Source organism: Saccharospirillum sp. HFRX-2 (assembly GCF_043196805.1).
Lineage (GTDB): Bacteria > Pseudomonadota > Gammaproteobacteria > Pseudomonadales > Natronospirillaceae > Saccharospirillum.
Genome location: NZ_JBEBMU010000001.1, coordinates 1,211,824 through 1,235,526, shown reverse-complemented (window position 1 = coordinate 1,235,526; position 23,703 = coordinate 1,211,824). Strand labels below are relative to the sequence as shown.

General features: G+C 57.7%; 21 protein-coding genes. 11 read left to right on the top strand and 10 right to left on the bottom strand.

All coding sequences use genetic code 11. The annotated features are described in order from the left end of the window. Positions 1-147 precede the first annotated feature (147 nt). Both ABMA60_RS05750 and gpmI read right to left on the bottom strand, forming a co-directional pair. Positions 148-1,350, bottom strand: a complete 1,203-nt coding sequence (locus ABMA60_RS05750; RefSeq protein ID WP_392800002.1) for a murein hydrolase activator EnvC family protein — start codon at positions 1,348-1,350, stop codon at positions 148-150. Positions 1,351-1,440: 90 nt separating this feature from the next. Then, complete coding sequence (gene gpmI, locus ABMA60_RS05745; RefSeq protein WP_392799999.1) at positions 1,441-2,988, bottom strand: 2,3-bisphosphoglycerate-independent phosphoglycerate mutase; 1,548 nt, start codon at positions 2,986-2,988, stop codon at positions 1,441-1,443. Positions 2,989-3,191: 203 nt separating this feature from the next. Between gpmI and ABMA60_RS05740 the strand changes: the two genes are divergently transcribed. The 9 genes from ABMA60_RS05740 (at position 3,192) to ABMA60_RS05700 (ending at position 12,387) form a co-directional block, all read left to right on the top strand. After that, positions 3,192-3,611, top strand: a complete 420-nt coding sequence (locus ABMA60_RS05740) for a rhodanese-like domain-containing protein (protein WP_392799997.1) — start codon at positions 3,192-3,194, stop codon at positions 3,609-3,611. A gap of 28 nt (positions 3,612-3,639) precedes the next feature. Then, positions 3,640-3,918 (top strand): glutaredoxin 3, encoded by a 279-nt coding sequence (grxC, locus tag ABMA60_RS05735; RefSeq protein ID WP_392799995.1) that lies wholly within the window; start codon positions 3,640-3,642, stop codon positions 3,916-3,918. A 39-nt stretch (positions 3,919-3,957) separates the two neighbouring features. Then, positions 3,958-4,410 carry a protein-export chaperone SecB gene (secB, locus tag ABMA60_RS05730; protein WP_392799992.1) on the top strand — a complete coding sequence of 151 codons (453 nt, stop codon included), beginning with the start codon at positions 3,958-3,960 and terminating at the stop codon, positions 4,408-4,410. Positions 4,411-4,539: 129 nt separating this feature from the next. Beyond that, entirely contained in the window at positions 4,540-6,528 is a 1,989-nt protein-coding gene (locus ABMA60_RS05725; RefSeq protein WP_392799990.1) for a diguanylate cyclase domain-containing protein, read from the top strand. Between the two features lie 91 nt (positions 6,529-6,619). Then, complete coding sequence (locus ABMA60_RS05720; protein ID WP_392799988.1) at positions 6,620-7,432, top strand: MurR/RpiR family transcriptional regulator; 813 nt, start codon at positions 6,620-6,622, stop codon at positions 7,430-7,432. Between the two features lie 71 nt (positions 7,433-7,503). After that, positions 7,504-9,066: a gamma-glutamyltransferase family protein gene (locus ABMA60_RS05715; RefSeq protein WP_392799985.1), complete on the top strand. Its 1,563-nt coding sequence runs from the start codon at positions 7,504-7,506 to the stop codon at positions 9,064-9,066. Positions 9,067-9,083: 17 nt separating this feature from the next. Continuing rightward, positions 9,084-9,905 carry a sulfite exporter TauE/SafE family protein gene (locus tag ABMA60_RS05710; protein WP_392799982.1) on the top strand — a complete coding sequence of 274 codons (822 nt, stop codon included), beginning with the start codon at positions 9,084-9,086 and terminating at the stop codon, positions 9,903-9,905. Positions 9,906-9,925: 20 nt separating this feature from the next. Then, the gene (locus ABMA60_RS05705; protein WP_392799980.1) at positions 9,926-11,161 is read left to right on the top strand and encodes a pyridoxal-phosphate-dependent aminotransferase family protein; all 1,236 of its coding nucleotides are present in this window, start codon (positions 9,926-9,928) and stop codon (positions 11,159-11,161) included. Beyond that, on the top strand, positions 11,158-12,387 hold the full coding sequence (locus ABMA60_RS05700; RefSeq protein ID WP_392799977.1) for an allantoate amidohydrolase: 1,230 nt from the start codon (positions 11,158-11,160) through the stop codon (positions 12,385-12,387). The genes ABMA60_RS05705 and ABMA60_RS05700 overlap by 4 nt, the downstream gene beginning before the upstream one ends. 67 nt (positions 12,388-12,454) lie before the next feature. On the opposite strand, the gene thiI is transcribed toward ABMA60_RS05700, so the two are convergent. Continuing rightward, entirely contained in the window at positions 12,455-13,909 is a 1,455-nt protein-coding gene (thiI, locus tag ABMA60_RS05695; protein WP_392799975.1) for a tRNA uracil 4-sulfurtransferase ThiI, read from the bottom strand. Positions 13,910-14,321: 412 nt separating this feature from the next. Between thiI and glnA the strand changes: the two genes are divergently transcribed. Beyond that, a complete protein-coding gene (gene glnA / locus ABMA60_RS05690; protein ID WP_392799973.1) occupies positions 14,322-15,728 on the top strand; it encodes a glutamate--ammonia ligase in 1,407 nt (468 codons plus the stop codon). Between the two features lie 105 nt (positions 15,729-15,833). Here the strand turns inward: glnA and ABMA60_RS05685 are convergent, their stop codons facing one another. Continuing rightward, a complete protein-coding gene (locus ABMA60_RS05685; RefSeq protein WP_392799971.1) occupies positions 15,834-16,463 on the bottom strand; it encodes an NAD(P)-dependent oxidoreductase in 630 nt (209 codons plus the stop codon). Beyond that, complete coding sequence (locus tag ABMA60_RS05680; RefSeq protein WP_392799969.1) at positions 16,460-17,326, bottom strand: SDR family oxidoreductase; 867 nt, start codon at positions 17,324-17,326, stop codon at positions 16,460-16,462. Before ABMA60_RS05680 ends, ABMA60_RS05685 begins: the two co-directional genes overlap by 4 nt. Positions 17,327-17,429: 103 nt before the next feature. Here ABMA60_RS05680 and ABMA60_RS05675 point away from each other — a divergent pair, with 103 nt between their 5' ends. Next, complete coding sequence (locus ABMA60_RS05675; protein ID WP_392799966.1) at positions 17,430-18,332, top strand: LysR family transcriptional regulator; 903 nt, start codon at positions 17,430-17,432, stop codon at positions 18,330-18,332. Between the two features lie 79 nt (positions 18,333-18,411). Here ABMA60_RS05675 and ABMA60_RS05670 read toward each other — a convergent pair whose 3' ends face one another. The 5 genes from ABMA60_RS05670 to ABMA60_RS05650 all read right to left on the bottom strand — a co-directional run bounded on the left by ABMA60_RS05670 (position 18,412) and on the right by ABMA60_RS05650 (position 23,684). Next, a complete protein-coding gene (locus ABMA60_RS05670; protein WP_392799964.1) occupies positions 18,412-18,717 on the bottom strand; it encodes a helix-turn-helix domain-containing protein in 306 nt (101 codons plus the stop codon). Continuing rightward, positions 18,710-19,084 carry a type II toxin-antitoxin system RelE/ParE family toxin gene (locus ABMA60_RS05665; RefSeq protein WP_392799962.1) on the bottom strand — a complete coding sequence of 125 codons (375 nt, stop codon included), beginning with the start codon at positions 19,082-19,084 and terminating at the stop codon, positions 18,710-18,712. The genes ABMA60_RS05670 and ABMA60_RS05665 overlap by 8 nt, the downstream gene beginning before the upstream one ends. Positions 19,085-19,198: 114 nt before the next feature. Then, the gene (gene ilvN / locus ABMA60_RS05660; protein WP_392799960.1) at positions 19,199-19,690 is read right to left on the bottom strand and encodes an acetolactate synthase small subunit; all 492 of its coding nucleotides are present in this window, start codon (positions 19,688-19,690) and stop codon (positions 19,199-19,201) included. 2 nt (positions 19,691-19,692) lie between these two features. After that, positions 19,693-21,441, bottom strand: coding sequence for an acetolactate synthase 3 large subunit (locus ABMA60_RS05655; protein WP_392799957.1), 1,749 nt, complete (start codon positions 21,439-21,441; stop codon positions 19,693-19,695). Between the two features lie 341 nt (positions 21,442-21,782). Then, positions 21,783-23,684: a methyl-accepting chemotaxis protein gene (locus tag ABMA60_RS05650; protein ID WP_392799954.1), complete on the bottom strand. Its 1,902-nt coding sequence runs from the start codon at positions 23,682-23,684 to the stop codon at positions 21,783-21,785. Positions 23,685-23,703 lie beyond the last annotated feature (19 nt).

Genomic DNA, 23,703 nt, shown 5'->3' with positions numbered 1-23,703 from the left:
GTTCCTTTCGCGTCTGTGTTCGATGGCATAGCGTCACCCGGGGCGCGTTCTGCGGTGTCGGAACTGCCGCCATTCTAAGCAACCCAGGCTCAGTTAGCACGGCTGTTCGGTCACTAGAAGGTCTCACTAGTCGCCACATAAGACCCTCTAACGATTCAGCAACCAGTCATCGGGATTCTCCGGACGACCGTTGCGGCGTAACTCAAAATACAGGCCTGGCTCGGTAAATCCACCGGATTGGCCCACTTCGGCAATCACGTCGCCTGCGCCTACCCAGGCACCGACGTCGCGCAACAAGGCCTGATTACGCCCATAGAGCGTCATCAGACCATCGCCATGATCGAGAATGATCAACAGGCCAAAGCCATTCAACCAGTCAGCAAACACCACCCGGCCGCGATGAATGGCATGCACGGCAGTGCCGGAATTGGCGCCAATCCACCAACCTTGCCAATTCAGGCGCGACCCGTCGATGGGACGGCCAAAACCTGCCCGTAACGAGCCGTCAACCGGCCACGGCAGGCGACCTTTAACCTCTGCCATATCGAAGCCTTCGGGGAAATCAAACTCCAGATCGGCCAGTTCCGATTGCATCCGTTCAATCAATTCATTGAGCTGTTCCTGCTCGGCTTCCTTACGCGCCAGCTCTGCTTCGGCGGCTTCGGCCTCGGCATTGAGATTGGCCAGAATCTGGCTACGCCGGTTCTTTTGCTGCGCCAGCTCATCGCGCGTCTGCGCCAGTTGTTGACGATCGTTCTGCAACTGCTCGGTCAATTGCTCTTGTTCGTCAATGTTAGCCGACAGCCGCTCGGATCGTTCCACCCAGGCCTGCAAGGCGGCATTTTGATCCTCGTTGAGGATGGCAAAGTAGTGCATCTGCCGTGCCAGCTCTTCCGGGCGCTGGCCGGACAACAATAATTTGATCAGCGGCTGATTGTTTTGCTTATAAGCCAGACGCAGGATGGCGCGAATGGTGGCACGTTGTTCTTCCTGTTTCTGCTCCAGATCGCGCTGTTCGGCGGTCAGCGCATCCAGTTGATTGCGTGCCTGAGTCAATCGCGACTCGGTTTCGCGCAAGCGTCGATTGTTTTCACCCAGACGTCGCTCAGTGGTTTCCAGAGCCTGACGCTGTTCCGAGACATCGCTGCGCCGAGAGCGCAATTCCGCTTCCAGCGCTTGAATCTGACCTTGCAACTGTTGCAGTTCGCGTTGCCGCAAGGTCAGGTCATCTTCCGCCCAGGCCGGCAGCCACAGCGGTGCGACGAGACAGAACCCGAGCACACAGAAAAGACGGAAGAAAAGGAAAGGACGTACCAAGTCAGCGGAGCCCGGATTCAAATGCGTTGGCATGGGCTCAGCAGGCTACCCCAAGCAGACCAGCGACGCCAGGGGACCGGGCGGCCCCCTTTCGTCACCTTTACCAGCGGCCCGTTCAGGCGCTCAGTTTTCGATCAGACTGTGGCCCGTCATCTCAGACGGTTGCTGCAGACCCATCATCGCCAGCAAGGTTGGTGCGATGTCGGCCAGACGACCTTCGGCCAGTTTGGCGTTCTTGTTGGTTTCGGTGACATAAACCAACGGCACCGGGAAGGTAGTGTGGCTGGTCACAGCGCCGCCGGATTCCGGGTCGACCATCAGCTCAGCGTTACCATGGTCTGCGGTAATCAGCACTTCACCGCCAGCGCGCAAGGCCGCTTCGGTGACTTTGGCCAGCGCTTCATCAAGCGCTTCTACCGCTTTAATAGCTGCGTCCATCTTGCCGGTATGGCCGACCATGTCGCCGTTGGCGTAGTTGCAGACAATCAGATCGTAAGTGCCGTCATCAATTGCCTTAACCAGTTTTTCGGTCACTTCAGGGGCGCTCATTTCCGGTTGCAGATCGTAAGTCGCCACCTTCGGTGACGGCACCAGGATGCGATCTTCACCCTCGAAGACGTCTTCACGACCACCATTAAAGAAGAAGGTGACGTGAGCGTATTTTTCCGTCTCAGCAATGCGCAGTTGTTTCTTGCCCTGTTGCTCCATCACCTCACCGAGCGTATTGCTCAGCAACTCCGGCGGATAGGCCACCGGCGCGTCGATGTCGGCGGCGTATTCGGTCAGGCAGACAAAGGCGCCCAGCTTCGGACGCACCGAACGATCCAGATCAGATTCCAGGCCATCATCGATGATGGCGCGGGTGATTTCGCGGGCGCGGTCGGGACGGAAGTTCATAAAGACAACGGCATCGCTGTCTTCGAGTTTCACCGCTTCGCTGCCTTCAGCACGAATCGAGGAAGCCGGCACGAACTCGTCGTCTTTATCCTGATCGTAAGCCGCCGACAGCGCATCCATTGGCGTACCGGCAACAATGTCGGCCTTGCCCTGAGTCAGCAAATCGTAGGCAGCCTGGACGCGTTCCCAACGGTTATCGCGGTCCATGGCGTAGTAACGACCGATCAGCGAGACGATGCCGCCAACACCCAGTTTTTCCAGCTTGCTTTCCAGCTTCTCGATGGACGGCAGAGCCGAACGCGGCGGCGTATCACGACCGTCCAGGAAGGCATGAACATAGACTTTATCGGCGCCACGTTTAACGGCCAGATCGACCATGGCGTGAATATGATCTTCATGAGCGTGCACGCCACCGGGCGACAGCAGACCGAGAATATGCACCGCCTTGCCGTTGGATACCGCGGTATCCACAGCCTTGGTCAACTCAGCGTTGTCATAAAAGGCACCGTCTTCGATGTCTTTGGTGATGCGGGTCAGTTGCTGATAAACGATGCGACCGCTGCCCAGATTCATATGGCCGACTTCAGAGTTACCCATCTGACCATCCGGCAGGCCGACGTTCATGCCCGAGGTGTGAATCAGTGAATGCGGATATTCCTGCCACAAGCGTTTCCAGGTCGGGGCCTTGGCTTTTTCGATGGCATTGGACTGAGACGTCTCACTGTGGCCAAAGCCGTCGAGAATCACCAGTACTGCTGGCTTTGCAACCGCCATGGGTCTACCTCCAACTTAATTATGAGTTCAATAATGTAGGAAAATTACATGCCGTTAGTGTACTGATTCCGCTGCCATCTAGCGAGTCTGACGACGGTCTGGTCTGGCTATCGCCACGATTGCTTGCCTGCGGCTATGGCTGGCCGGGTCGCTGGTGTATACTCCGGCGCTTAATTTTTCACCGTCTTTAGAGTCAGGACCTTATGCTCCAACAACTGTTCGAATTCGTGATCAACCATTGGATTTTGGCGGCCATCTGGGTGGCGCTGTTAGCAGCCCTGCTGGCGACCGAAAGCAGCAAAGGCGGTAAAGGTGTTTCGCCACAGCAGGCAACCACCCTGATCAACAGCCAGGACGCCAAGGTCGTCGACCTGCGCCCCAAAGACGAATACCGCAAAGGTCACCTGCCCGGCGCCATCAATATTCCCTCGCGTGAATTTGCCAACCGCATGAGCGAACTGGACGCCTATAAAGACAAGCCCATCATCCTGGTTTGCAAAACCGGCACCAGTGCCGGCGCCAGCGGCGCTTTGCTGACCAAGGCCGGCTACAAAAATCTGCACAAACTGCGCGGTGGCGTTCTGGAATGGCAAAACTCCAGCTTGCCGCTGGTGAAGTCTTAACCCTATCTATCCAAGCGAGTTAATCCTGATGGCACAGCAAGCAACGGTCACTTTATACACGACTCGCTGGTGCGGTTTTTGTGCCCGCGCCAAAGCACTGCTGGAACATAAAGGCGCTCGCTACACGGAGATCCCGGTCGACGACGAACCGGAAAAGCGACAGGAAATGATGCAGTTAAGCGGCCGTTACACCGTGCCGCAAATCTGGGTTGGCGATGTCCATGTCGGCGGTTGCGACGAGCTTTATGCCATGGAACACAGTGGCCAGCTCGACCAGTTGCTGAACCAGGAGAGCGACCCTCATTAACGCTTTGAATATTTTTTAGCATTCAACACCGGAGTCATCATGAGCGAACAACAAAAACCGCAATTCGGCATTCAACGCATCTACACCCGGGACGTTTCTTTCGAATCACCCAACACCCCGGCCATCTTTCAGCAGGAATGGAAACCTCAGGTCAAACTCGATCTGAACACCAAAACCCGTGAGCTGAGCGAAGGCGTTTACGAAGTCATCCTGGTGGTTACTGTGGAATCCAAGCTGGGCGACACCACCGCCTTTTTGGTCGAAGTTCAACAGGCCGGCATCTTTAATCTGGGCGGTTTCACCGAAGACGCCCGCGACCAGATGCTGGGCGCTTACTGCCCGTCGCTGCTGTTCCCTTACGCGCGCGAAGCCGTCGATTCTGCCGTCACCAAAGGCAGCTTCCCGGCGCTGATGCTGGCGCCGGTCAACTTCGACGTGCTGTTCCAGCAGAGCAAGCAAAAACAGGGTGAGTCGGCGCAAGCCCCTAACTGATTTGTTACTCAGCTAACAACAAAAATTTGCCGGGAACGAGGGCGCTGTACGTCTCCCGCCACCTGGCCGCGCAAAAACGACGGCCTTTTCCGGCTCCCTGATGGAGTCGATGCTTAAAGAGGGCTGTTCGTGAACCAGGGTGACAAGCGGTCACCTCTTCTGGCCGCGTTTCAACAAAGCCCCTCGCCCCAGGCAGTCTGTAACGGGACAGGGCTTATTCTCCAGGTCAATGCCGCTTGGCATTCCTGGTTTGGCTGCACCGACGATGTCGTTGGTGCGCCTATGCATACTTTTCTTCCGGCCCTGCACGACCAGTTCCTGGCCGGCCTGGAGAATCCATCTCGGCTGATTACCAACAGCGCCAGCAACCAGCGCGTTGAGGTTCGCCTGCTGGCGTTCGACGATGCTGGTGAACAGGGATTTATCGTCGTCGTCGGGGCAGACCAGGAAGGCCGCTGCCTGCACCAGCGGCTGACACCGCTGTTTGAATCGAGCCTCGACGGCATTGCCTTTATCGGCACCGACGGTCGTTATCAACTGGCCAACCAAGCCTTTTTCGACATGCTCGGGCGCAATGCCAGCGACATCATCGGTCGCTCCTTTACCGACTTTATTGCCGCCGACCATCTGTCCGGTGATATCAACAGCCTGCAGCAAAAACTGCTTAACGGCGACGTCGGCGGCCTGTTCGAGATCCACTACAGCCACGCCGAAGGTCATTGGATACCGGCGTCTATTCGCCCGGTTCCGGTCACCGACGAAGCGGGGAATCCAGCCGGGGTCTGGTCGATCAGCCGCGACAGCAGCTTGCGCAATCAACTGATCGAAAGTCTGACCAGCAGCGAACGCCGTTTCCGCGCACTGTTTCGCAACAGCCTCGATGCCATCGCCTTCTGGGGCAACCAGAACCAGCTGCGCTACGCCAACCAGGCCTACTTGGATATGACCGGTTACAGCCGCGAAGAGCTCAGTAACCTGGCATTCGCCGATCTGTTGCCACCGGGTTGGGAAGAAACCGAAGCGGAATTCCGTCAGCAACTCAATGACCGCGGCTACACCGACGTTATTGAAACCGAGATCATGCACAAAGGCGGACAAGTGGTGCCGATTTCCATCCGCGCCAGCGCCTTCCGCGACAGTCGCGGCGAGATCAACGGTTCCTGGTTTATTCTGCGCGACATCAGCAGCTATAAGCAGGCGCTGAATCAGTTGCGACACAGCCAGAACATGCTGCAGCAAACCAACCGCATGGCGCGCATTGGCGGCTGGGAATTCGACAGCCAACGTCAGCAATTCAGCTTTACCGAAGAGACGTACCGCATACTGGCCATTCCACAGGCCTACGACAATGGCCTCGACAGCATCCTCAAACTGTTCAATCCGGGCTCGCAAAAACGCCTGCTGCATGAAGTCGCACGCACCCAGGACAGCGGCCAGCCGACCGATTTCGAAGTCCGGCTGGATGGCTTTGAACCGGCACGCTGGTTGCGCATCAGCGCCCAGACCGCCATCGATTCCAGCGAACGCAGTTATGTGGTCGGCGCCATCCAGGACATTTCCGAGTTCAAAGCACGCCAACGCAGCCTGGAAAACGACCGCGACACCTTCCAGCATCTGGCCTTCCATGACCCCCTGACCGGCCTGCCCAATCGGCTGTTATTGGAAGACCGCTTCCAGCAGCTAAGTTTTGCGGCGGAGCGACGCGGCGGTCATGTTGCCATCCTGGTGATCGACCTGGATGACTTCAAAATCATCAATGATCAGCGCGGTCATCCGGCGGGCGATGCGTTACTGCGTGCCATTGCCGAACGGCTGCGCAACTGCGTGCGCCAGTCCGACACCGTGGCGCGGCTCGGCGGCGACGAGTTTATCGTCCTGGCCAGCCTCGACAACGCCGGCGAGATCGAGACCATCGCCAGCAAGCTGTTCGAAGAATTACAACTGCCCATCGACTGGAGCGGCCAAACCTTCAACAGCCAATGTTCCATGGGCGTAGCGGTCTATCCGCACCAGGGTGGCGACTTCAACAGCCTTTACGAAGCCGCCGATCAGGCCATGTATCAAGCTAAGGCCAGCGGCAAAAACCGTTACCTGTCCTTTGTTGCTACTGATGAATAGCCGCAACGGCTGAAACATCTCAACGCATTGAGGCTGGCGCCCCCATGAAACAAGTGTTTCAATGACGAAAGACTTGTTTCATGGACGCTCCATGCCGCTTTCCGATCGCATCCAGCAACACTGGGCCGAACTGCCACCCACCGAACGACGCGTCGCCGAATTCCTGCTCGCCGAAGCCAATCGTGCCGCCACCTATTCGCTGACCGAACTGAGCCAGTTGCAAGGCGTCAGCAAAGCCACCGTCAGCCGCTTATTTCGGCGCCTGGGCTTTGATGATTTCAACGCCGCCCGTGAAGTCCTGCGGCAGTCACCCAACCCCGGCAGTCCACTGCTACCACGCGCCGGTGACGCCACCGACCTGGACAGCCATCTGGCGCAGGAACGCAGCAACACTCAGACCTGGCTGGGCACCGATCATCTGGACGAACTGATCAGCGGCCTCTATCAGGCACGCCGACTCTATTGCCTCGGTCTGCGCAACAACTTCCCGCTGGCGCTGCATGCCGAAACCCAATGGCTGCAACTGCGCGACAGCGTTCAGGCGCTGCCACGGCCAGGTCAATCACTGTCGGAACAACTGGGCCTGCTCGATGCCGACGATTGGGTTGTGCTGTTCGGTCTGCGCCGACGCCATCAGGGCTTTCGTCGTTTAATCAGCCAACTGCTGGCCGGGCCAGCAACCCTGGTGCTGATCACCGAACCCGGCTACCAACCACCGAGTCGTCCCGAACATCATTTAGTATTACCGCTCGAATCCACCGGCCCCTTTGCCAGCTATGCCGCGCCGATGAGCTGGGTGGCACTGGTTGCCAACGGCATGATGCAGCGTTTCCCACAAGCAACACGCCAGCGCATTGAACGCATCGAGCAGAGCTATCACCGTCTGGACGAGCTGGAACCCTGATCAACCTTGCCTAAGAAACACTTGTTTCTTAGTATGAAACAAACGAAACATACGTTACCGGAAGCCGTACCATGCCTTACGCCATTACCAGCCCTCACTTTCTGGCCACCGAAGCCGGTGCCAGTGTTCTGGCCGATGGCGGCACGGCCATCGAAGCCATGGTGAGCGCAGCCGCTGCTATCGCCGTCGCCTATCCGCATATGAACAGCCTCGGGGGCGATGGTTTCTGGCTGATCAGCCCGGCCGGACGCAAGCCCATCGCCATCGATGCCACCGGTTGCGCTGCTGCCGAGGCCAGCATCGACGGTTATCGTGCTCTCGGTTACGACACCATTCCCGACCGCGGCGGTCGTTCGGCGCTGACTACCGCCGGTGCGGTTGCTGGTTGGCAGGCCGCGCTCGACTTACTGCCCAATCACCGACCGTTAAAAGACTTACTCGCACCGGCACTTGATCTGGCGCGCAGCGGCATAAGCGTTACCGATAGCCTGGTGGCGGCGTCCAACAAGGTGGCGGACGAATTCACAAGCTTCTCTGGCTATCGAGCCATCTACACCCCGGACAACCGCCCGCTGAACAAAGGCGAGCAGCTGCGCAACCCCAAACTGGCCGACACCCTGGAACATCTGGCCATCGCCGGTTTAAACGACTTCTATCAGGGCGATGTCGGCCAAAGCCTGGCGCGCAGCCTCGACAAAGCGGGCAGTCCGCTGACGCGCGGCGATTTGCAAAACTACCGGGTGCGCCAGCCGCAGGCGCTGACCACCCAAACTCGCGATGGCGACCTGTTTAACTTCCCGGCACCAACTCAGGGCCTGGCCTCACTGATGATCCTGGCGCTGTTCGATCGGGTGCGTGATCAAGCCAAGAGCGAGGCCGACCGAGTTCATCTGCTGGTCGAATGCACCAAGCTCGCCTTTCGCGCCCGCGATCGTCTGATCGCCGACCCCGATCACCTGCCACCGGCTTATTTCAATCAACTGGAAGAAGACCAGCTCGACGCCCTGGCGCATCAGGTTCAACTTAACCGTGCCGCGCCCTGGCCTCACCCGGCCGAACCCGGCGATACCGTCTGGCTCGGCTGCGTCGATGCCGACGGCACCATGGTCAGCTACATACAGAGCCTGTACTGGGAATTCGGTTCGGGCGTGGTGTGCCCCGACACCGGCATCGTCTGGACCAATCGCGGCCTCAGCTTCAAGCTCGATAACCGCCATCCCAATCGGCTACGTCCGGGTGCCCGGCCATTCACCACGCTGAATCCGGCCTACGCCGATCTCCACAACGGCGACCGTCTGGTGTACGGCACCATGGGCGGTGAAGGTCAGCCGCAAACCCAGGCGGCCTTGATGATGCGGCATCTGCTGGAAGGTCGGTCGCTGGAAGACAGCATCGCCGACGGCCGCTGGCTGCTCGGTCGCACCTGGGGCGACAGCAGCAACAACCTGAAGCTGGAAGCCGATCTGGCGGCGCGCATCGCCGGCGATCTGCAACAGCGCGGCCACGATCTGGTCAGCGTTCCCGAACACAGTGAAATGATGGGCCATGCCGGCGCCATTCGTCGCTACGCCAATGGCCGACTCGAGGCCGCCACCGATCCGCGCAGCGATGGCCGCGCGCTGGTCCAAGACTGACCTTAGGAGACTTATTGATGGAAGCCTTCAGCTCTGCCCTGCCACTGATCCTCACCCTGGCAGCCACCGGTGTTTTCGCTGGCATTCTCGCTGGCCTGCTTGGCGTCGGCGGCGGCATCGTCATCGTGCCGGTCTTGTTTTTCGTGTTTCAGGGGCTGGGTGTTTCCGCCGACTCCGCCATGATCATCGCCACCGCCACCTCTCTGGCGACCATCATCCCGACCTCCCTCAGCTCCATCCGCGCCCACCACGCCAAAGGCAATGTCGATTTCGCTTTGCTCAAACTCTGGGCACCTTTCGTGCTTCTCGGCGTGTTGCTGGCCAGCTATCTGGTGACCATCGCCGAAGGCGAATGGCTGACCACCCTGTTCGGGGTCATCGCCACCCTGGCGGCGCTGAATATGTTGCTGCGCGCCGGCAGCCCACCGATGTTTCAACGCCTGCCCAGCAAAGCTGGCCAATCCATCATGGCGGCGTTGATCGGTTTGTTTTCCGCGCTCGTCGGCATCGGTGGCGGCACGTTGAGTGTACCCACACTGACCGCCTGCAATTACCCGGCGCATCGTGCCGTCGGCACCGCCGCCGCCATCGGCCTGATTATTTCTCTGCCCGCCGCCGTCACCCTGTTGATTGCCGGCCAGACGCCGGTCGATGCACCGGCAGGCACTTACGGCCTGGTCAATTTGCTCGGTTTTATCTGCATCGTCCCGCTGACCGTGCTGTTCGCACCCATCGGTGCGCGTATCGCCCACGCGCTCGATGCCACCAAGCTGAAAAAAGTCTTCGCCATTGTTTTGCTGATCACCGGTGTGCGCATGCTCGCGCAGCTGGTGCTCTGATCCTGAACTGAGGTTATTCCATGCCCGCACCTGAACAACAACGCCTGAACCCGCCACCGCGCCTGTTGATGGGCCCAGGGCCGATCAATGCCTACCCGCGCGTGCTGAATGCGCTGTCGACGCAACTGATCGGCCAATATGACCCAGTGATGACCGGCTATATGAACGATGTGATGGCGCTCTATCGCGGCGTCTTCGATACCCAGAACCGCTGGACCTTGATGGTCGACGGCACCGCCCGCGCCGGCATCGAAGCGGTGCTGGTCTCAGTCATCGAACCGGGCGACAAAGTTCTGGTGCCGGTCATGGGCCGTTTCGGTCATCTGCTGGTAGAAATTGCCGAACGCGCCGGCGCCGAGGTGCACAGCATCGATGTGCCCTGGGGCGAAGTTGCTCAGCCAGAACAGGTTGAAGCGGCGATTAAAAAGGTGCGGCCGAAACTGCTCGCCACCGTTCAGGGCGATACCTCGACCACCATGCTGCAACCCCTGGCCGAGCTGGGCGCGCTGTGCCAACAATACGATGTGCTGTTTTACTCCGACGCCACCGCCTCCATCGGCGGCAATACCTTGAAAACCGATGAGTGGGGCCTGGATGCGGTGTCCGCTGGTTTGCAGAAATGCCTCGGCGGCCCGTCGGGCATTGCGCCGATCACCCTCAGCGATCGTTTTGTCGAGGTCATTCGCAAACGCCACCACATCGAAGCCGGCTTGCGCGCCAGCGATGCCGACGAAGAACTCGGCCCGCGCATCCGCTCCAACTATTTCGACCTGCCGATGATTCTCGACTACTGGAGCGAGAAGCGCCTCAACCACCACACCGAAGCAACATCGATGCTCTACTGCGCGCGCGAATGCGGTCAGATCATGGCCGAGGAAGGCCTCGATGCCTGCGTCGAACGCCACCGGATGCACGGCAACGCCATGCTCGCCGGCCTTACCGCCATGAACCTCAAACCCTATGGTGATCTCAGCCAGCGCATGAACAACGTCTGCGCGGTCTACATTCCCGACGGCATCGATGGCGAAGCGGTGCGCGCTGTGTTGCTGAACGACTTCAACATCGAGATCGGCACCTCCTTCGGCCCGCTCGCCGGCAAAGTCTGGCGCGTCGGCACCATGGGCTACAACGCCCGCCTGGATGCCGTGCTCACCACCCTCTCGGCGCTGGAGCATTGTCTGCGCCGCGCCGGCCATTCCTTCACGGCAGGCGCCGCTATCGACGCCGCCTACCAAAGCTATCGGAGCCTTGCATGAGTTCCTTCGGAACCGACGCACTAAAATGGTGCGACGAACTCGCCACCCTGACCGCCACTCCCGGCCAGATGGAACGCTGCTATCTGACCGACCAGCATCGCCAGGCCAACGCCTTGGTCGCCAGCTGGCTGCAGGCAGCGGATCTACCCTCCTGGCAAGACGCTGCGGGCAATCTTTGGGGACGCTTAGCCGCCGATAATCCCGACGCTCCGGTGGTCATTCTCGGCTCGCATCTCGACACCGTGCCCAACGGCGGCATCTACGACGGCATTCTCGGTGTGGTGCTGCCGCTGTTGGTAATGATCGAGCTGAAGAATCAAGGCACCAGACTGCCGTTTCACCTCGATCTGGTCGGCTTCGGCGACGAAGAAGGTTCGCGCTTCAGCTCCACCCTGCTCGGCAGCCGGGCCGTTATCGGCCAGTGGGACCCGAACTGGGCCATGATTAAAGACGCCAACGGCATCAGCATGGCCGAGGCTTTCGAGCGTTTCGGGCTCGACATCAACGCCGTTGGCCAGGCCAGCCGCGCCGGTGAATCAGTACTGGCTTACCTGGAAACTCATATCGAACAAGGCCCGGTGCTGGAAGCTGAAGACTTACCGGTCGGCATCGTTACCGCCATCGCCGGGGCGCGTCGCTTTAACATCGACTTCACCGGCATGGCTGGCCACGCCGGCACCGTGCCGATGCATCTGCGCCGCGATGCCCTGGCCGCCGCCGCCGAGTTCACCTTGATCGTGGAAAAAGTGGCGCGCGAACACGGCGTCACTGCCACCGTCGGGCGAATTCAGGCCAAACCCGGCGCGGTCAATGTCATTGCCGGCAACGCCCAGATCAGCCTCGACATCCGCAGTGAAAAAGACAACGAACGCGATTCCGCGCTGGATATGATCTGGGACACCGCCAAGGTCGCCTGCGCCGAACGCGGCATCGAAATGAGCTGGAAAGAAATTCACGCTGCACCGGCCGTTGCTTGCGACGACCAACTGCAAAGCTCCCTGGCCAGCGCCATCGAACAGCTCGGTTTAAAACCGCGCTACCTGCACAGCGGCGCTGGTCACGATGCGATGGCCATGGCGTCTATCTGCCCGGTCGGCATGTTGTTCGTACGTTGCGAAGGTGGCATCAGCCACCATCCGGATGAATCGATTACCGCCGAAGATGCCGAAGTGGCTGGGCAGGTGTTGAAAGATTGGCTGCTCGCGCTGGCAAACCGCCAGGGCTAGATGGTCATCCCGGAACGGCGTCAGCCGTATCCGGGATCTCAAACGATCCCTAACCGCCGAATTCGATCTAACCGCGATACACCCCGACATTAGCAAAGCCAGCGTCCTGCAAATGCAGCGCATGCAGCTTGCTCATCACGCCTTTATCGCAATACAGCAGATATTGCTTAGCGCCATCGAGCTCGGCGAAACGACGGTTTAGGCTGTAAAACGGAATCTGCACCACTTCGCGATCCGCCAGTTCCAACGGCTCCGCCTCGGCTTCGCTGGGGTGACGCACGTCGATCACCACGGCATCGGCCGCGGTCGAACTGGGCAGGCTTTGGTTCAGCGATTCCTGATCGGTCCAGGTCAGTTGATCAACATTCTCGATACGCCGCTCGGCAATAGCCGCTTCCAGTACTGCCATATCGAAGGCCGATTCGGCTTCAACCAGCGCCGGGCGCTTGCAAGCCGCGTTCGGTTTGCGTGAAATCACGCCGCAGTATTCGGGCATACGCTCAGCAAAGGACGCAGTTCCCAGAGCGCGCGCCTGGTCGATAATGGTCGGCTTGTCGGTGACGATCAGCGGACGAATCACCAAACGGTCGGTAACTTCGTCGATCAGGTTCAGGTTCGGCATGGTCTGGCTCGATACCTGCGACAGGCACTCGCCGGTCACCAGCGCCGGAATGTTCTGCTCTTCGGCGATGCGCTCGGCCGCACGCATCATCATGCGCTTAAGCACCACGCCCATATAGCGGTCTTCAACCTGAGTGAGAATTTCCTCAACCACGCCCTCGAACGGCACCGAGATAAAGTGCGTCTTGTGTGAGGCACCGTACTTCTTCCACAGGTAATAGGTGACTTCCTTAACGCCATTTTCGTGCGCCGCGCCACCGAGGTTGAAGAACAGAAAATGATTTTTCACACCACGTCGCAGCATCTGAAACGCCGCCACCGTCGAATCGAAACCACCACTGACCAGGGTCAGAACCGATTCCTGAGTGCCCAGCGGATAACCGCCCAGACCCGGCCGCTTGTTCTCAACCACATAAAAACGGTTGTGTTTGATTTCCAGGCGGATTTCCAGATCCGGGTTCTTTAAGCGCACGCCGGCCGCCGCGCTTTGCTGATTCAAGCCTCCACCGACATAACGCTCAACGTCGATGGACGTGAAATCGTGCTCGCCGATGCGTTTACAGCGCACACAAAAGGTTTTACCCGCCAGCGCTTCACCCCAAACCTCGAGTGTCGCCGCCACCATGGCATCGAAATCAGTCAGTGGAAATTCCTGTACCGCCTGAACCTGGCTGATGCCCGGCACACATTCCAGCGCCTGGGCGACGGCTTCGTTGACCACCTCGGCAGTGTCATCCGGAGTGCGCACTGAGATAGCGTCCCAGCTGTTGACCACCTTTACGCCAGCGCAGATGGGGCGCAGTACGTTGCGCAGATTTTGCGCCAGACTCTTGGTCATCAGCTGACGAACCGGCTTGGTTTTAATGGTGATCTCAGGGAAGAGTTTGACAATAAACTTCATGGGTCTGACCAGACGGGTGGAGTCGGTAATTTGAAGGGCGCGGAGTATAGCCGGACAGCGCTTAATTTTCATCCGCAGTGCAGACTTTCAAAGTCGCACCAAAATAGCGCACTATTACTGAGCATCGCCGCCGAATACGCACCATATTAGTGCCTGGCTATTGTACAAAACCGGCACCAAAGCCCATGATAACGCCTATCTAACGGCCATTGAGGCGTGGCATAAGAATTGCTGAAACGGACGACACTGTTCACACTATTGGTGCTTAGGCACCGGTTAGACAACAACCTTTGGTGGATCAGGTGCGCAAAACGGTAACCGTGCACCTTAAAGGTGCCGCCCCCGACCGGCGAAACCGAAACCGCACATTAAGCTCACCGGCCAAGATGGCCGTTCAACCTGGAGATACACAATGTCAGCGAAAACTCTGAAGCTGCTCAAAGATATCGACGCCAAGTGGGTCGACCTGCGCTTTACCGATACCAAGGGTAAAGAGCAGCACGTTTCCATCCCGGCCAGCGAAGTTGACGAAAACTTCTTCACCGACGGCAAAATGTTCGACGGTTCTTCCATCGCTGGTTGGAAAGGCATTAACGAATCCGACATGATTCTGATGCCGGACGACGAAGCCTCTTTCGCCGATCCGTTCTTCGAAGACGCCACTGTCGTGGTTCGCTGCAACATCGTTGAACCTTCAACTGGCGAAGGCTACAACCGTGACCCGCGTTCTGTTGCTCAGCGCGCTGAGGAATACCTGAAATCTACCGGCCTGGGCGACACCGCCATGTTCGGTCCGGAACCTGAATTCTTCATCTTCGACGACGTTAAGTGGGGCGCCGACATCTCTGGTGCGTTCTACAAAGTCAGCTCTGAAGAAGCCGCCTGGTCTTCTGAAAAAGTCTTCGAAGACGGCAACATGGGTCACCGCCCGGGCATCAAAGGCGGTTACTTCCCGGTTCCTCCGGTCGACAGCCTGCACGACATCCGTGCCGCCATGTGCGAAGCCATGGAAGAAATGGGTCTGGAAATCGAAGTGCACCACCACGAAGTGGGCACCGCTGGTCAGTGTGAAATCGGCGTTGGCGCCAACTCTCTGACCAAGAAAGCCGACGAAGTGCAAATCCTCAAGTACGCGGTACACAACGTTGCTCACGGCTACGGCAAAACCGCTACTTTCATGCCTAAGCCTCTGGTTGGCGATAACGGCAGCGGTATGCACGTGCACATGTCTTTCTCCAAAGACGGCGTTAACCAGTTCGCGGGTGATGACTACGCTGGCCTGTCTGAAACGGCGCTGTATTACATCGGCGGTATCATCAAGCACGCTCGCGCTCTGAACGCCTTTGCCAACGCTTCGACCAACTCTTACAAGCGTCTGGTTCCTGGCTTCGAAGCTCCGGTCATGCTGGCTTATTCTGCCCGTAACCGTTCGGCTTCTATCCGTGTGCCTTGGGTTTCTTCTCCGAAAGGTAAGCGTATCGAAGTGCGTTTCGGCGACCCGACCGCTAACCCTTACCTGATGTTCTCCGCCTACCTGATGGCTGGCCTGGACGGCATCAAGAACAAGATTCACCCGGGCGACTCTGCCGATAAAGACCTGTACGACCTGCCGCCGGAAGAAAAAGACAAGTACCCGACTGTCTGCTCCAGTCTGGAACAAGCGTTGAACGCTCTGAGCGCCGACCGCGAATTCCTGAAAGCTGGCGGTGTATTCGACGACGACATGATCGACGCCTACATCGAACTGAAGATGGAAGAAGTCACTCGCATCCAGATGACGACTCATCCGGTCGAATTCGACATGTACTATTCCGTCTAAGGGCAGTCAGCCTAAACCGACGATTAAAAAAAGAGAGTCAAAACAAAGCCGGCCTTGCGCCGGCTTTTTTGTGCTTATCGTGTTGTCCCATTTAAAGACTGTGACTCAGTCACTGATCAGCGGCGTTTTACGCAACCAGTCGTCACTGCTCAGTTGCTGAACCAGAAAATGGGCCACATCAGCGCGCGCAATGCTGCCGCCGTGAAATGCGGACAGATCGGTCAGAGCACGATAGCTTTGACGCCCCGGGCGATCACTCAACACACTGGGCCGCACAATGGTCCAATCCAGATCACTGCTCTTAATCACCGCTTCCTGACGGTTTTTATCCTGGTAGATCTTGCACAGCAACAACGGCAACAACAGGCCATCAAACAAGGCGCCGCCATGACCGCGACTGTCGCCAGCACCCATGCCAGTGACACAGATAAAACGACGCACACCTGCTTGCTGCATCTGTTGCACCATCAGCTCGGTGGCCTGAGACAGCAGTCGAACCTCCCGAATGGGGCTGAGCTTGGTGCCCAGCACACTGATCACCGCCTCGATTCCCTGCATGGCTCGCGCCAGCGCGGCCGGGTCCAGAACACTGCCTTCGAGCAAATGATCAATCGGCAGGTCCACCGCTTTTTCCGCCGAACGCACCAGTGCGGTCACCTCGTGGCCGGCCGCCTTAGCGGCACTGACGACAGCGCGCCCAGTGCCGCCGGTTGCTCCAATAATCAGCACTTTCATGATTGCAGCACCTCCCGGACGAAGGCGCGATAGCTGCGCAGTGGTCGTTGCAATGTGGTTTCCAGGCGCTCGACATCACCTGCTTCGGGCACCATGCCATGCTGTTGAAAACCATCGGCCATCAAACGCATGTCATAGGCGAGCCAGGCGGGACCGAACTGTTGCAACTGCTGTTCGAGCACCGCGGTATCATCACCGCCGTAGGCTAGGTCGCGGCCGCTTTCTTCTTGCCAGATGGCCGTGACTTGGGCGCCTGTCAGGGTGTCTGGCCCGACCAGATTGATGACCTCGTACGGCAAGGGCGTGGTAGCGCTGGAGCGGCGGATCAATTCGAGCGCCGCGATCTCAGCGATATCGCGTGCGTCGATCATGGCCAGACCCAGCTCGCCGATGGGCATACCGTAGACGCCATATTCCTGAACGGCTGCCAGCTGCATAGCGTCGTTATTTATAAAGTAAGCCGGACGCAATACAGTCGCGGCAAAACCCTGAGCTTCCAGCATGCGCTCAACCAGGTACTTGCTCGCAAAGTGCGGCACATTAACGTAACGATCGCTGCCAAAAACCGAGAGATACACCACATCACGAACGCCCAACTCGCGCGCCAGACTCAGCGTCTGCATCGCTTGGGTCAGTTCATCGGCTGCAACCGCATTGAGCAGAAAGAGTGTATCGACGCCAGCCAACGCCGCCCGCACCGAAATCGGGTCGAGCAGATCACCGGCGACCACTTCAACCTCTGCCGGTAAATTTGCCTGATCGGGTTGGCGCACCAGGGCGCGAACCGGCACCTCACGCTGTACGAGTTGTTCAACGACCTGACGGCCAACGGTTCCAGTTGCTCCAGTAATAAGAATGGTCATATTCATGCCTCTGTGTTGGTGAATGACGAGGTCATCTTAAGTGGATCAAATAACAACAAATAGATGATAAAATAATCCACCTTGATCCATTTTTGAGACACTTATGAATTGGCAAGCGCTGTACGATTTCAACCTGGTGGCCCATCACGGCGGCTTTGGCGAGGCGGCCCGCGCCAGCGGTCGGCCCAAAGCGACTCTGTCACGCCATGCCAAAGAACTGGAAGACGCCCTCGGTTTGCGTTTACTGGAACGAGGTCACCACAAACCCCGGCTCACCGAAGAAGGCCGACGGCTGTATGAACGCTCCAACCTGTTGCTGAACGAAATCGAAGATTTAACCCTGATGCTGAGCGAAGGCCGCGAAGATCCGCGAGGCTTGCTGCGCATCAGCGCACCTGCGTTGTTTTCCGACCTGGTGATGGGACGAATCGCCGCGATATTTGTGCAGCAATATCCTCAGGTGACATTGGAAGTGGTGGCGGATGACCGGGCGGCCGATCCGGTTGAAGACGGTTTCGATCTTGTTATTCGCATTAACCCGAACCACGACTCCGAATTAATGGGGCGCTGTTTCGCGCGTGATCATCTGGTCGTGGTATCGGCGCCCAACCAGTCTCTGGCGGCAGATGCCACCGAGGTCGATGCCATCCTGCTGGCCAACCCAGGCACGCTCACCCGCTGGAACCTCCACACCGATGCCGGTAACAGAACACTTATCCCAACACCACGATTGAGGTTATCAACGCTGCGTATGGTGCGCGATGCGGTCCGAACCGGTCTGGGCTGGGCGGCACTGCCGTACTCCATGGTGCAACAAGACCTCGCAACCAAGCGTTTGGTGATGCACGGCCGCCTGGTCAATGGCGCGGTGGAAGTCTGGGCGCTCTATCATCAACGACGTCTACTGAGCAGCAAAGTCACGGCCTTTATGGCGCTACTGCAAGCCGAGTTCAGCGCTAACGGAACGGAGCAACTCGCGGATTATCTGAGCGGCAACGGCGGGTAAATTAGTACACCTGTAAATACGAAAAAAGCGGGCAATGCCCGCTTAGTTCTTGGTATTTAAATCGATTGTTTAAGCAGCGCTACAGCAAAACGTCCAAGCCTTTGCGATCCACCAGGTTGAGCAATTTCAGCGCGGCTCCATTGGGTTTTTTCACGCCCTGCTCCCATTTTTGCACCGTCGACCGACTGGTATTTAAATAGGCGGCAAATACCGCCTGACTGGCCTTGCTACGTGTACGTATCTGCTTGATTTGGCTGGCGCTGTATTGAGTAATAGGTGGCAGACAGAGAGCGTCAAATTCGCGCATTGTCATCTCATCCATCAGCCCGGCATCATGCAGTTCCCGAGCACTTTCGTGCACAACATCTAAAATAGAATCAGCCATCTGCTTTCACCTCTATCAAGACTTCTGCGCGTAGGGCTTTCTCTAGCGCGGCCTCACTGTAACCAAAGAGTTCCATTGCGTATCGTTGAAGAGCACGCAATTCATCAGTTCGAATATTGGCACGCGCATTTTTTGCAAAGCCATAGATAAAGAAGGCTTTATTGCCAGCTCGGTAAGCAAGTATCGTCCGGTAGCCACCTCGCTTACCGCCTGCTAAACCGGCGATACGCTTTTTGAACAGCTTTCCACCCAAAGATGCATCTACCAAGCCCCGTTCAATTTCGTGTATCGCTTGCCATAACAAAGCATCAGTCAGACTTTCCTTATCGGCCCACCGATGGAAGCTACGGTTTTTGAAGACGCGCATCCCTTGCCTCCTCATTACCGGCGTAAAGTATAGCACTCTGTGCTATACAAACATCAATCCTCAGGCACAAAAAAAGCGGGCAATGCCCGCTTTTGTCGTCACCGCAGTGAGCGACTACAAACTCAAACTCTTATCCCCACGCGCAATACCGGACACCCCGGTGCGCGCCACTTCCAGCACCGTCGAGCCGGACAGCGCTTCCAAAAAGGCGCTGACTTTCTCTTCGTTGCCGGTCACTTGCAGGGTGTAAGTGGTTGGCGTGACATCGATGATCTGGCCGCGGAAGATGTCGCAGGTGCGTTTAACTTCTTCACGCTGAGCGCCGGTGGCGCGCACCTTGATCATCATCAGTTCACGCTCAATGTGCGAACCTTCAGTCAGGTCGACCAGCTTGACCACTTCGATCAGCTTGTTCAGGTGCTTGGTGATCTGCTCGACCACCTTGTCTTCACCGATGGTGACCAGCGTCAAGCGGGACAGCGTTTCGTCTTCGGTCGGCGCCACGTTCAGCGATTCGATGTTGTAACCACGCTGAGCAAAGAGACCAACCAGCCGCGCCAAGGCACCGGCTTCGTTTTCCATCAGCACAGAAATGATGTGTCGCATGATCAGGTCCTCTCCGTTTTGCTCAGGAACATGTCGGCCATGGCACCGTTCGGTACCTGCATCGGATAGACATGTTCGTGTTGATCAACCAAAACGTCGATAAAGACCACCTGATCACGCACTGCCATCGCCTCTTCCAACTTGCCTTCCAGCTCGTCGGCGGTTTCGATGCGAATGCCTTTGTGACCATAGCTCTCCGCCAGGGCTACGAAATCCGGCAGCGAATCCATATAGGAATTGGAATAACGCGACTCGTAGTTCATGTCCTGCCACTGACGCACCATGCCCAGATAGCCGTTGTTCAGACACAGAATCTTCACCGGCAAACCGTACTGCTTGCAGGTGGAAAGCTCCTGAATGTTCATCTGAATCGAGCCTTCGCCGGTGACGCAAACCACATCGGCATCCGGGTAGTTCAACTGAACGCCCATGGCTGCCGGGAAACCGAAGCCCATGGTGCCCAGGCCGCCGGAGTTGATCCAGCGGTTGGGTTTGTTGAACTTGTAGTACTGGGCAGCAAACATCTGATGCTGGCCAACGTCCGAACAAACATAGGCATTACCGTTGGTAATGCGGCTGAGCGTTTCGATGACGTGCTGGGGTTTCATGCGCTCGGAATCGTCGGTGCGATAACGACCGCCATGACGCTGACGCCACTCGTCGATGCGCTCCCACCATTCGCCCAAAGCTTCTTCGTCGACCTTCATCTTGGCCTGCTCGATCTGCTCCAGCATTTCCTTCAATACCGGTTTCACCGGGCCGACAATTGGAATGTCGGCGGTGACGGTTTTGGAGATCGACGCCGGGTCGATGTCGATGTGCACAATGGTCGCATCGGGACAGAATTTGCTGGTGTTGTTGGTCACCCGGTCGTCGAAACGCGCACCAACGGCGAGAATAAAATCGGCGTTGTGCATCGTCATGTTGGCTTCGTAACTGCCGTGCATGCCGAGCATGCCGACGAACTGACGATCGGTGCCGGGGTAACCGCCCAGGCCCATCAGCGTATTAGTGACCGGGAAGTTCAGCGTCTGCGCCAGGGTGGTTAATTCCTTGCTGGCTTTGCCCAACACCACACCGCCACCGGCGTAGATGATCGGCCGCTTGGCCTGCAGCATGGCGTGAACCGCTTTGCGGATCTGGCCGCTGTGGCCTTTCTTCACCGGATTGTAGGAACGCATCTTGATGCGATCCGGGTATTCGTACGGGAACTTCTCGTTCGGCATGGTCATGTCTTTGGGAATATCAACAACGACAGGACCGGGCCGACCGCTTTCGGCAATGTAGAACGCCTTCTTGATGATGGTCGGAATATCCGCCGGATCGCGCACTGACATATTGTGCTTAACGATCGGCCGCGACAGACCCATCATGTCGGTTTCCTGGAAGGCATCATCGCCCAGCAGGTGACTCATCACCTGACCGGTAATAACCACCATGGGAACCGAATCCATATAGGCAGTAGCAATGCCGGTAATGGCATTGGTGGCGCCGGGACCAGAAGTCACCAGTACCACGCCGGCTTTACCCGAAGCGCGCGCATAGGCGTCGGCCATATGGGTAGCGGCCTGTTCATGGCGCACCAGAACGTGTTTAACGTCGGATTGCTGATGGATGGCATCGTAGATATGCAGTACCGCACCACCGGGGTAGCCGTATACATATTCAACGCCTTGATCTTTCAACGAACGGATGAGCATTTCGCCACCGGAGAGCATTTCCGGCTCGGCGACAGAGGCGGGCTGTGTCATGACAAACACCTGTGTCTGTGACCCAAGAACGACGCTCTTCCCGAAGTTGGAGCGACTTCAGCCTGTATTCAAGTCACGCCGCCGGTAAGCGACGCCACCAATACAGCCGGCCGGTTGAGGGTAACCCTGCAACACGGACACCGGCATTGCTGCCTGGATCGGGTTCAATGGACCACCGGTTTGGGGCCGGCGGTCTGGGGAGTGTAGCGGGTTGGGCAGTGGCTTGCCACTGCTGGGAGACGCTTAACGGAAGACGCCGAATACGGAGCGCTGCGCGCTCGCCAAACTGGCGTCTCCCGTCAGCGCAGCGTGCGTTAAGCGTCTTCCGGCCGTTCAGGCGCTCACGCCAACCTAAAGCGTTCCAACTGCTGGCGCAGTTGATCGAATTCTTCATTCGCCGTTGCCAGCGCTTTACCGGTGCCTTTAATGGCGTCGGCGCAGTTGGTCGCGATCACGCCGATGTTCTCGGCATCGGTATTGATCTGCTGGCTCATCGCCTGTTGCTGATGCGTGGCCGAACTGACACTGGTCATCATCTCGGCGATGCTTTGCACACTGCGATAAATATTGTCCATGGTGCCGGCATTTTCGCGCACCAGCCGGGTGGTCGATTCGGTGCGCGTGCTGCTTTGCTGCATGGATTCGAGCGCCTTGTTGCTGGCGTCGCGCAGCTTGGTAGTAATGACCTGCACTTCTTCGGTGGACGATTGCGAACGCTGCGCCAGCTTACGCACTTCATCGGCTACCACGGCAAAGCCGCGTCCCTGATCACCGGCCCGCGCCGCTTCAATAGCCGCGTTTAACGCCAGCAAATTGGTTTGCTCGGCAATTTCATCAATGGCTTTAAGGATGTCGGTAATGCTGGAAATTTCCTTCGACAGCGTCGTGACCATGGCCGAGGTTTGCTGAATGTCACGATCGAGCGATTCCACATCGGCGTTTAATTGACGCACATTCGCCTGGCCATTCTGGTTCATTTCTTCACTGGCCATGGCCTGCTCGTTAGCGCCCTGAATACTGCGCGCGATCTCATCGTTGCTGGTGTTGAACTCGTGAATGGCGGACACAATGCTGGCGATGTTGTCCTGCTGTTCGTCCACTTTATCGATCGAACCTTGCAACGTTTGCCGGGTTTGGTCGAGGTTGCCGTAGACACTGCGCGAGGTATGTAAGGTGGCCTGGATGGTCTGCACCATCTGATCGAGATGGTGGTTAATCGAGTCAGCAATATCGGCGATTTCGTCGCGCCCGCCCGGGTTCATGCGCAAACTCAAATCCAGATCATCCGACACCCGTCGTAACGTCTCGCGCATACCGCCAATACGCCGCGGCAACGAAACACTCACCGTCAGTGCCAGGATGCCACAGGGCGCCAGGATGCAAATCAACATCCCCAAACGGAACCAGAACCACAGGCGTGCGCTGCCTAATTCCGCCTGAGCAAACTGGCGAATATCAACGCCTAAACGGTCGGACAAGGATTTCACATCGCCAATGCGCTGCGTGGCCAGGGCAAACCAGTCATCCGGTCCGGACACGCGGTCCAGATTGGTTTGCGCCAGATAGGCCGATACCAGTTGGTCAATCTGCTGCCAATGCGGCTGCGCACTTAATTCGTTGAATTGCGTTAAATAGTCGGCGCTGGCGTACTCATCAAACTGTTGCAGGTAATTGCGTTCGCCAATCAAATAACCGCGAATCTGCGCTTGCTGACCGACATTGCTGTTGCCGGATTTATAAATATTGTTCATCAAGCCACGCACCTGCCCGGCGCGTTCTTTCAGCCACAACAACGACAGCCGCGCTCGTAACATGGAACGCAACTGACGGTTTTGAATCGGCGTAACCGAGGAATCCAGGCTGAGCAAAGCGGCGGTATTCAGATCGGAGTAATAACTGAAAGCCGGAACACCCGGCGTAAGTTGATCGACCTGAACACGCAACGCCGCCTTGTCATCCAGTTGTTCAATCACCGGCTCAACGGTATTGCGAAAACTGCGTTCGCTGATGGCCGGAAAATCCTCGGGACTGGCAGCTCGCAACGCCTGTTCAGCGGCGTCGGCTTTGCGGCGCTGTTCCTCCAGGGCATCCCGGCCCTGGGTGCCACCACTGCCAAGAAAACCCGCCGTTAAACCACGCTCAACGGCGTGCTCATGCGCCACCGCATCCAGCAGCGCCGTCATGCGCGCCAGCTCAACCGCCAGCTCACTCTCAACCGCCGTCTGGCGACCCTGAACAATCAAAAATGCTGAGATAAATAGT

What these genes read in the sequence shown, in the direction of transcription:
- ABMA60_RS05750 (WP_392800002.1), bottom strand. Translation starts at nt 1,350, where the DNA reads ATGCCAACGCATTTGAATCCGGGCTCCGCTGACTTGGTACGTCCTTTC.
- gpmI (WP_392799999.1), bottom strand. Translation starts at nt 2,988, where the DNA reads ATGGCGGTTGCAAAGCCAGCAGTACTGGTGATTCTCGACGGCTTTGGC.
- ABMA60_RS05740 (WP_392799997.1), top strand. Translation starts at nt 3,192, where the DNA reads ATGCTCCAACAACTGTTCGAATTCGTGATCAACCATTGGATTTTGGCG.
- grxC (WP_392799995.1), top strand. Translation starts at nt 3,640, where the DNA reads ATGGCACAGCAAGCAACGGTCACTTTATACACGACTCGCTGGTGCGGT.
- secB (WP_392799992.1), top strand. Translation starts at nt 3,958, where the DNA reads ATGAGCGAACAACAAAAACCGCAATTCGGCATTCAACGCATCTACACC.
- ABMA60_RS05720 (WP_392799988.1), top strand. Translation starts at nt 6,620, where the DNA reads ATGCCGCTTTCCGATCGCATCCAGCAACACTGGGCCGAACTGCCACCC.
- ABMA60_RS05715 (WP_392799985.1), top strand. Translation starts at nt 7,504, where the DNA reads ATGCCTTACGCCATTACCAGCCCTCACTTTCTGGCCACCGAAGCCGGT.
- ABMA60_RS05710 (WP_392799982.1), top strand. Translation starts at nt 9,084, where the DNA reads ATGGAAGCCTTCAGCTCTGCCCTGCCACTGATCCTCACCCTGGCAGCC.
- ABMA60_RS05705 (WP_392799980.1), top strand. Translation starts at nt 9,926, where the DNA reads ATGCCCGCACCTGAACAACAACGCCTGAACCCGCCACCGCGCCTGTTG.
- ABMA60_RS05700 (WP_392799977.1), top strand. Translation starts at nt 11,158, where the DNA reads ATGAGTTCCTTCGGAACCGACGCACTAAAATGGTGCGACGAACTCGCC.
- thiI (WP_392799975.1), bottom strand. Translation starts at nt 13,909, where the DNA reads ATGAAGTTTATTGTCAAACTCTTCCCTGAGATCACCATTAAAACCAAG.
- glnA (WP_392799973.1), top strand. Translation starts at nt 14,322, where the DNA reads ATGTCAGCGAAAACTCTGAAGCTGCTCAAAGATATCGACGCCAAGTGG.
- ABMA60_RS05685 (WP_392799971.1), bottom strand. Translation starts at nt 16,463, where the DNA reads ATGAAAGTGCTGATTATTGGAGCAACCGGCGGCACTGGGCGCGCTGTC.
- ABMA60_RS05680 (WP_392799969.1), bottom strand. Translation starts at nt 17,326, where the DNA reads ATGACCATTCTTATTACTGGAGCAACTGGAACCGTTGGCCGTCAGGTC.
- ABMA60_RS05675 (WP_392799966.1), top strand. Translation starts at nt 17,430, where the DNA reads ATGAATTGGCAAGCGCTGTACGATTTCAACCTGGTGGCCCATCACGGC.
- ABMA60_RS05670 (WP_392799964.1), bottom strand. Translation starts at nt 18,717, where the DNA reads ATGGCTGATTCTATTTTAGATGTTGTGCACGAAAGTGCTCGGGAACTG.
- ABMA60_RS05665 (WP_392799962.1), bottom strand. Translation starts at nt 19,084, where the DNA reads ATGCGCGTCTTCAAAAACCGTAGCTTCCATCGGTGGGCCGATAAGGAA.
- ilvN (WP_392799960.1), bottom strand. Translation starts at nt 19,690, where the DNA reads ATGCGACACATCATTTCTGTGCTGATGGAAAACGAAGCCGGTGCCTTG.
- ABMA60_RS05655 (WP_392799957.1), bottom strand. Translation starts at nt 21,441, where the DNA reads ATGACACAGCCCGCCTCTGTCGCCGAGCCGGAAATGCTCTCCGGTGGC.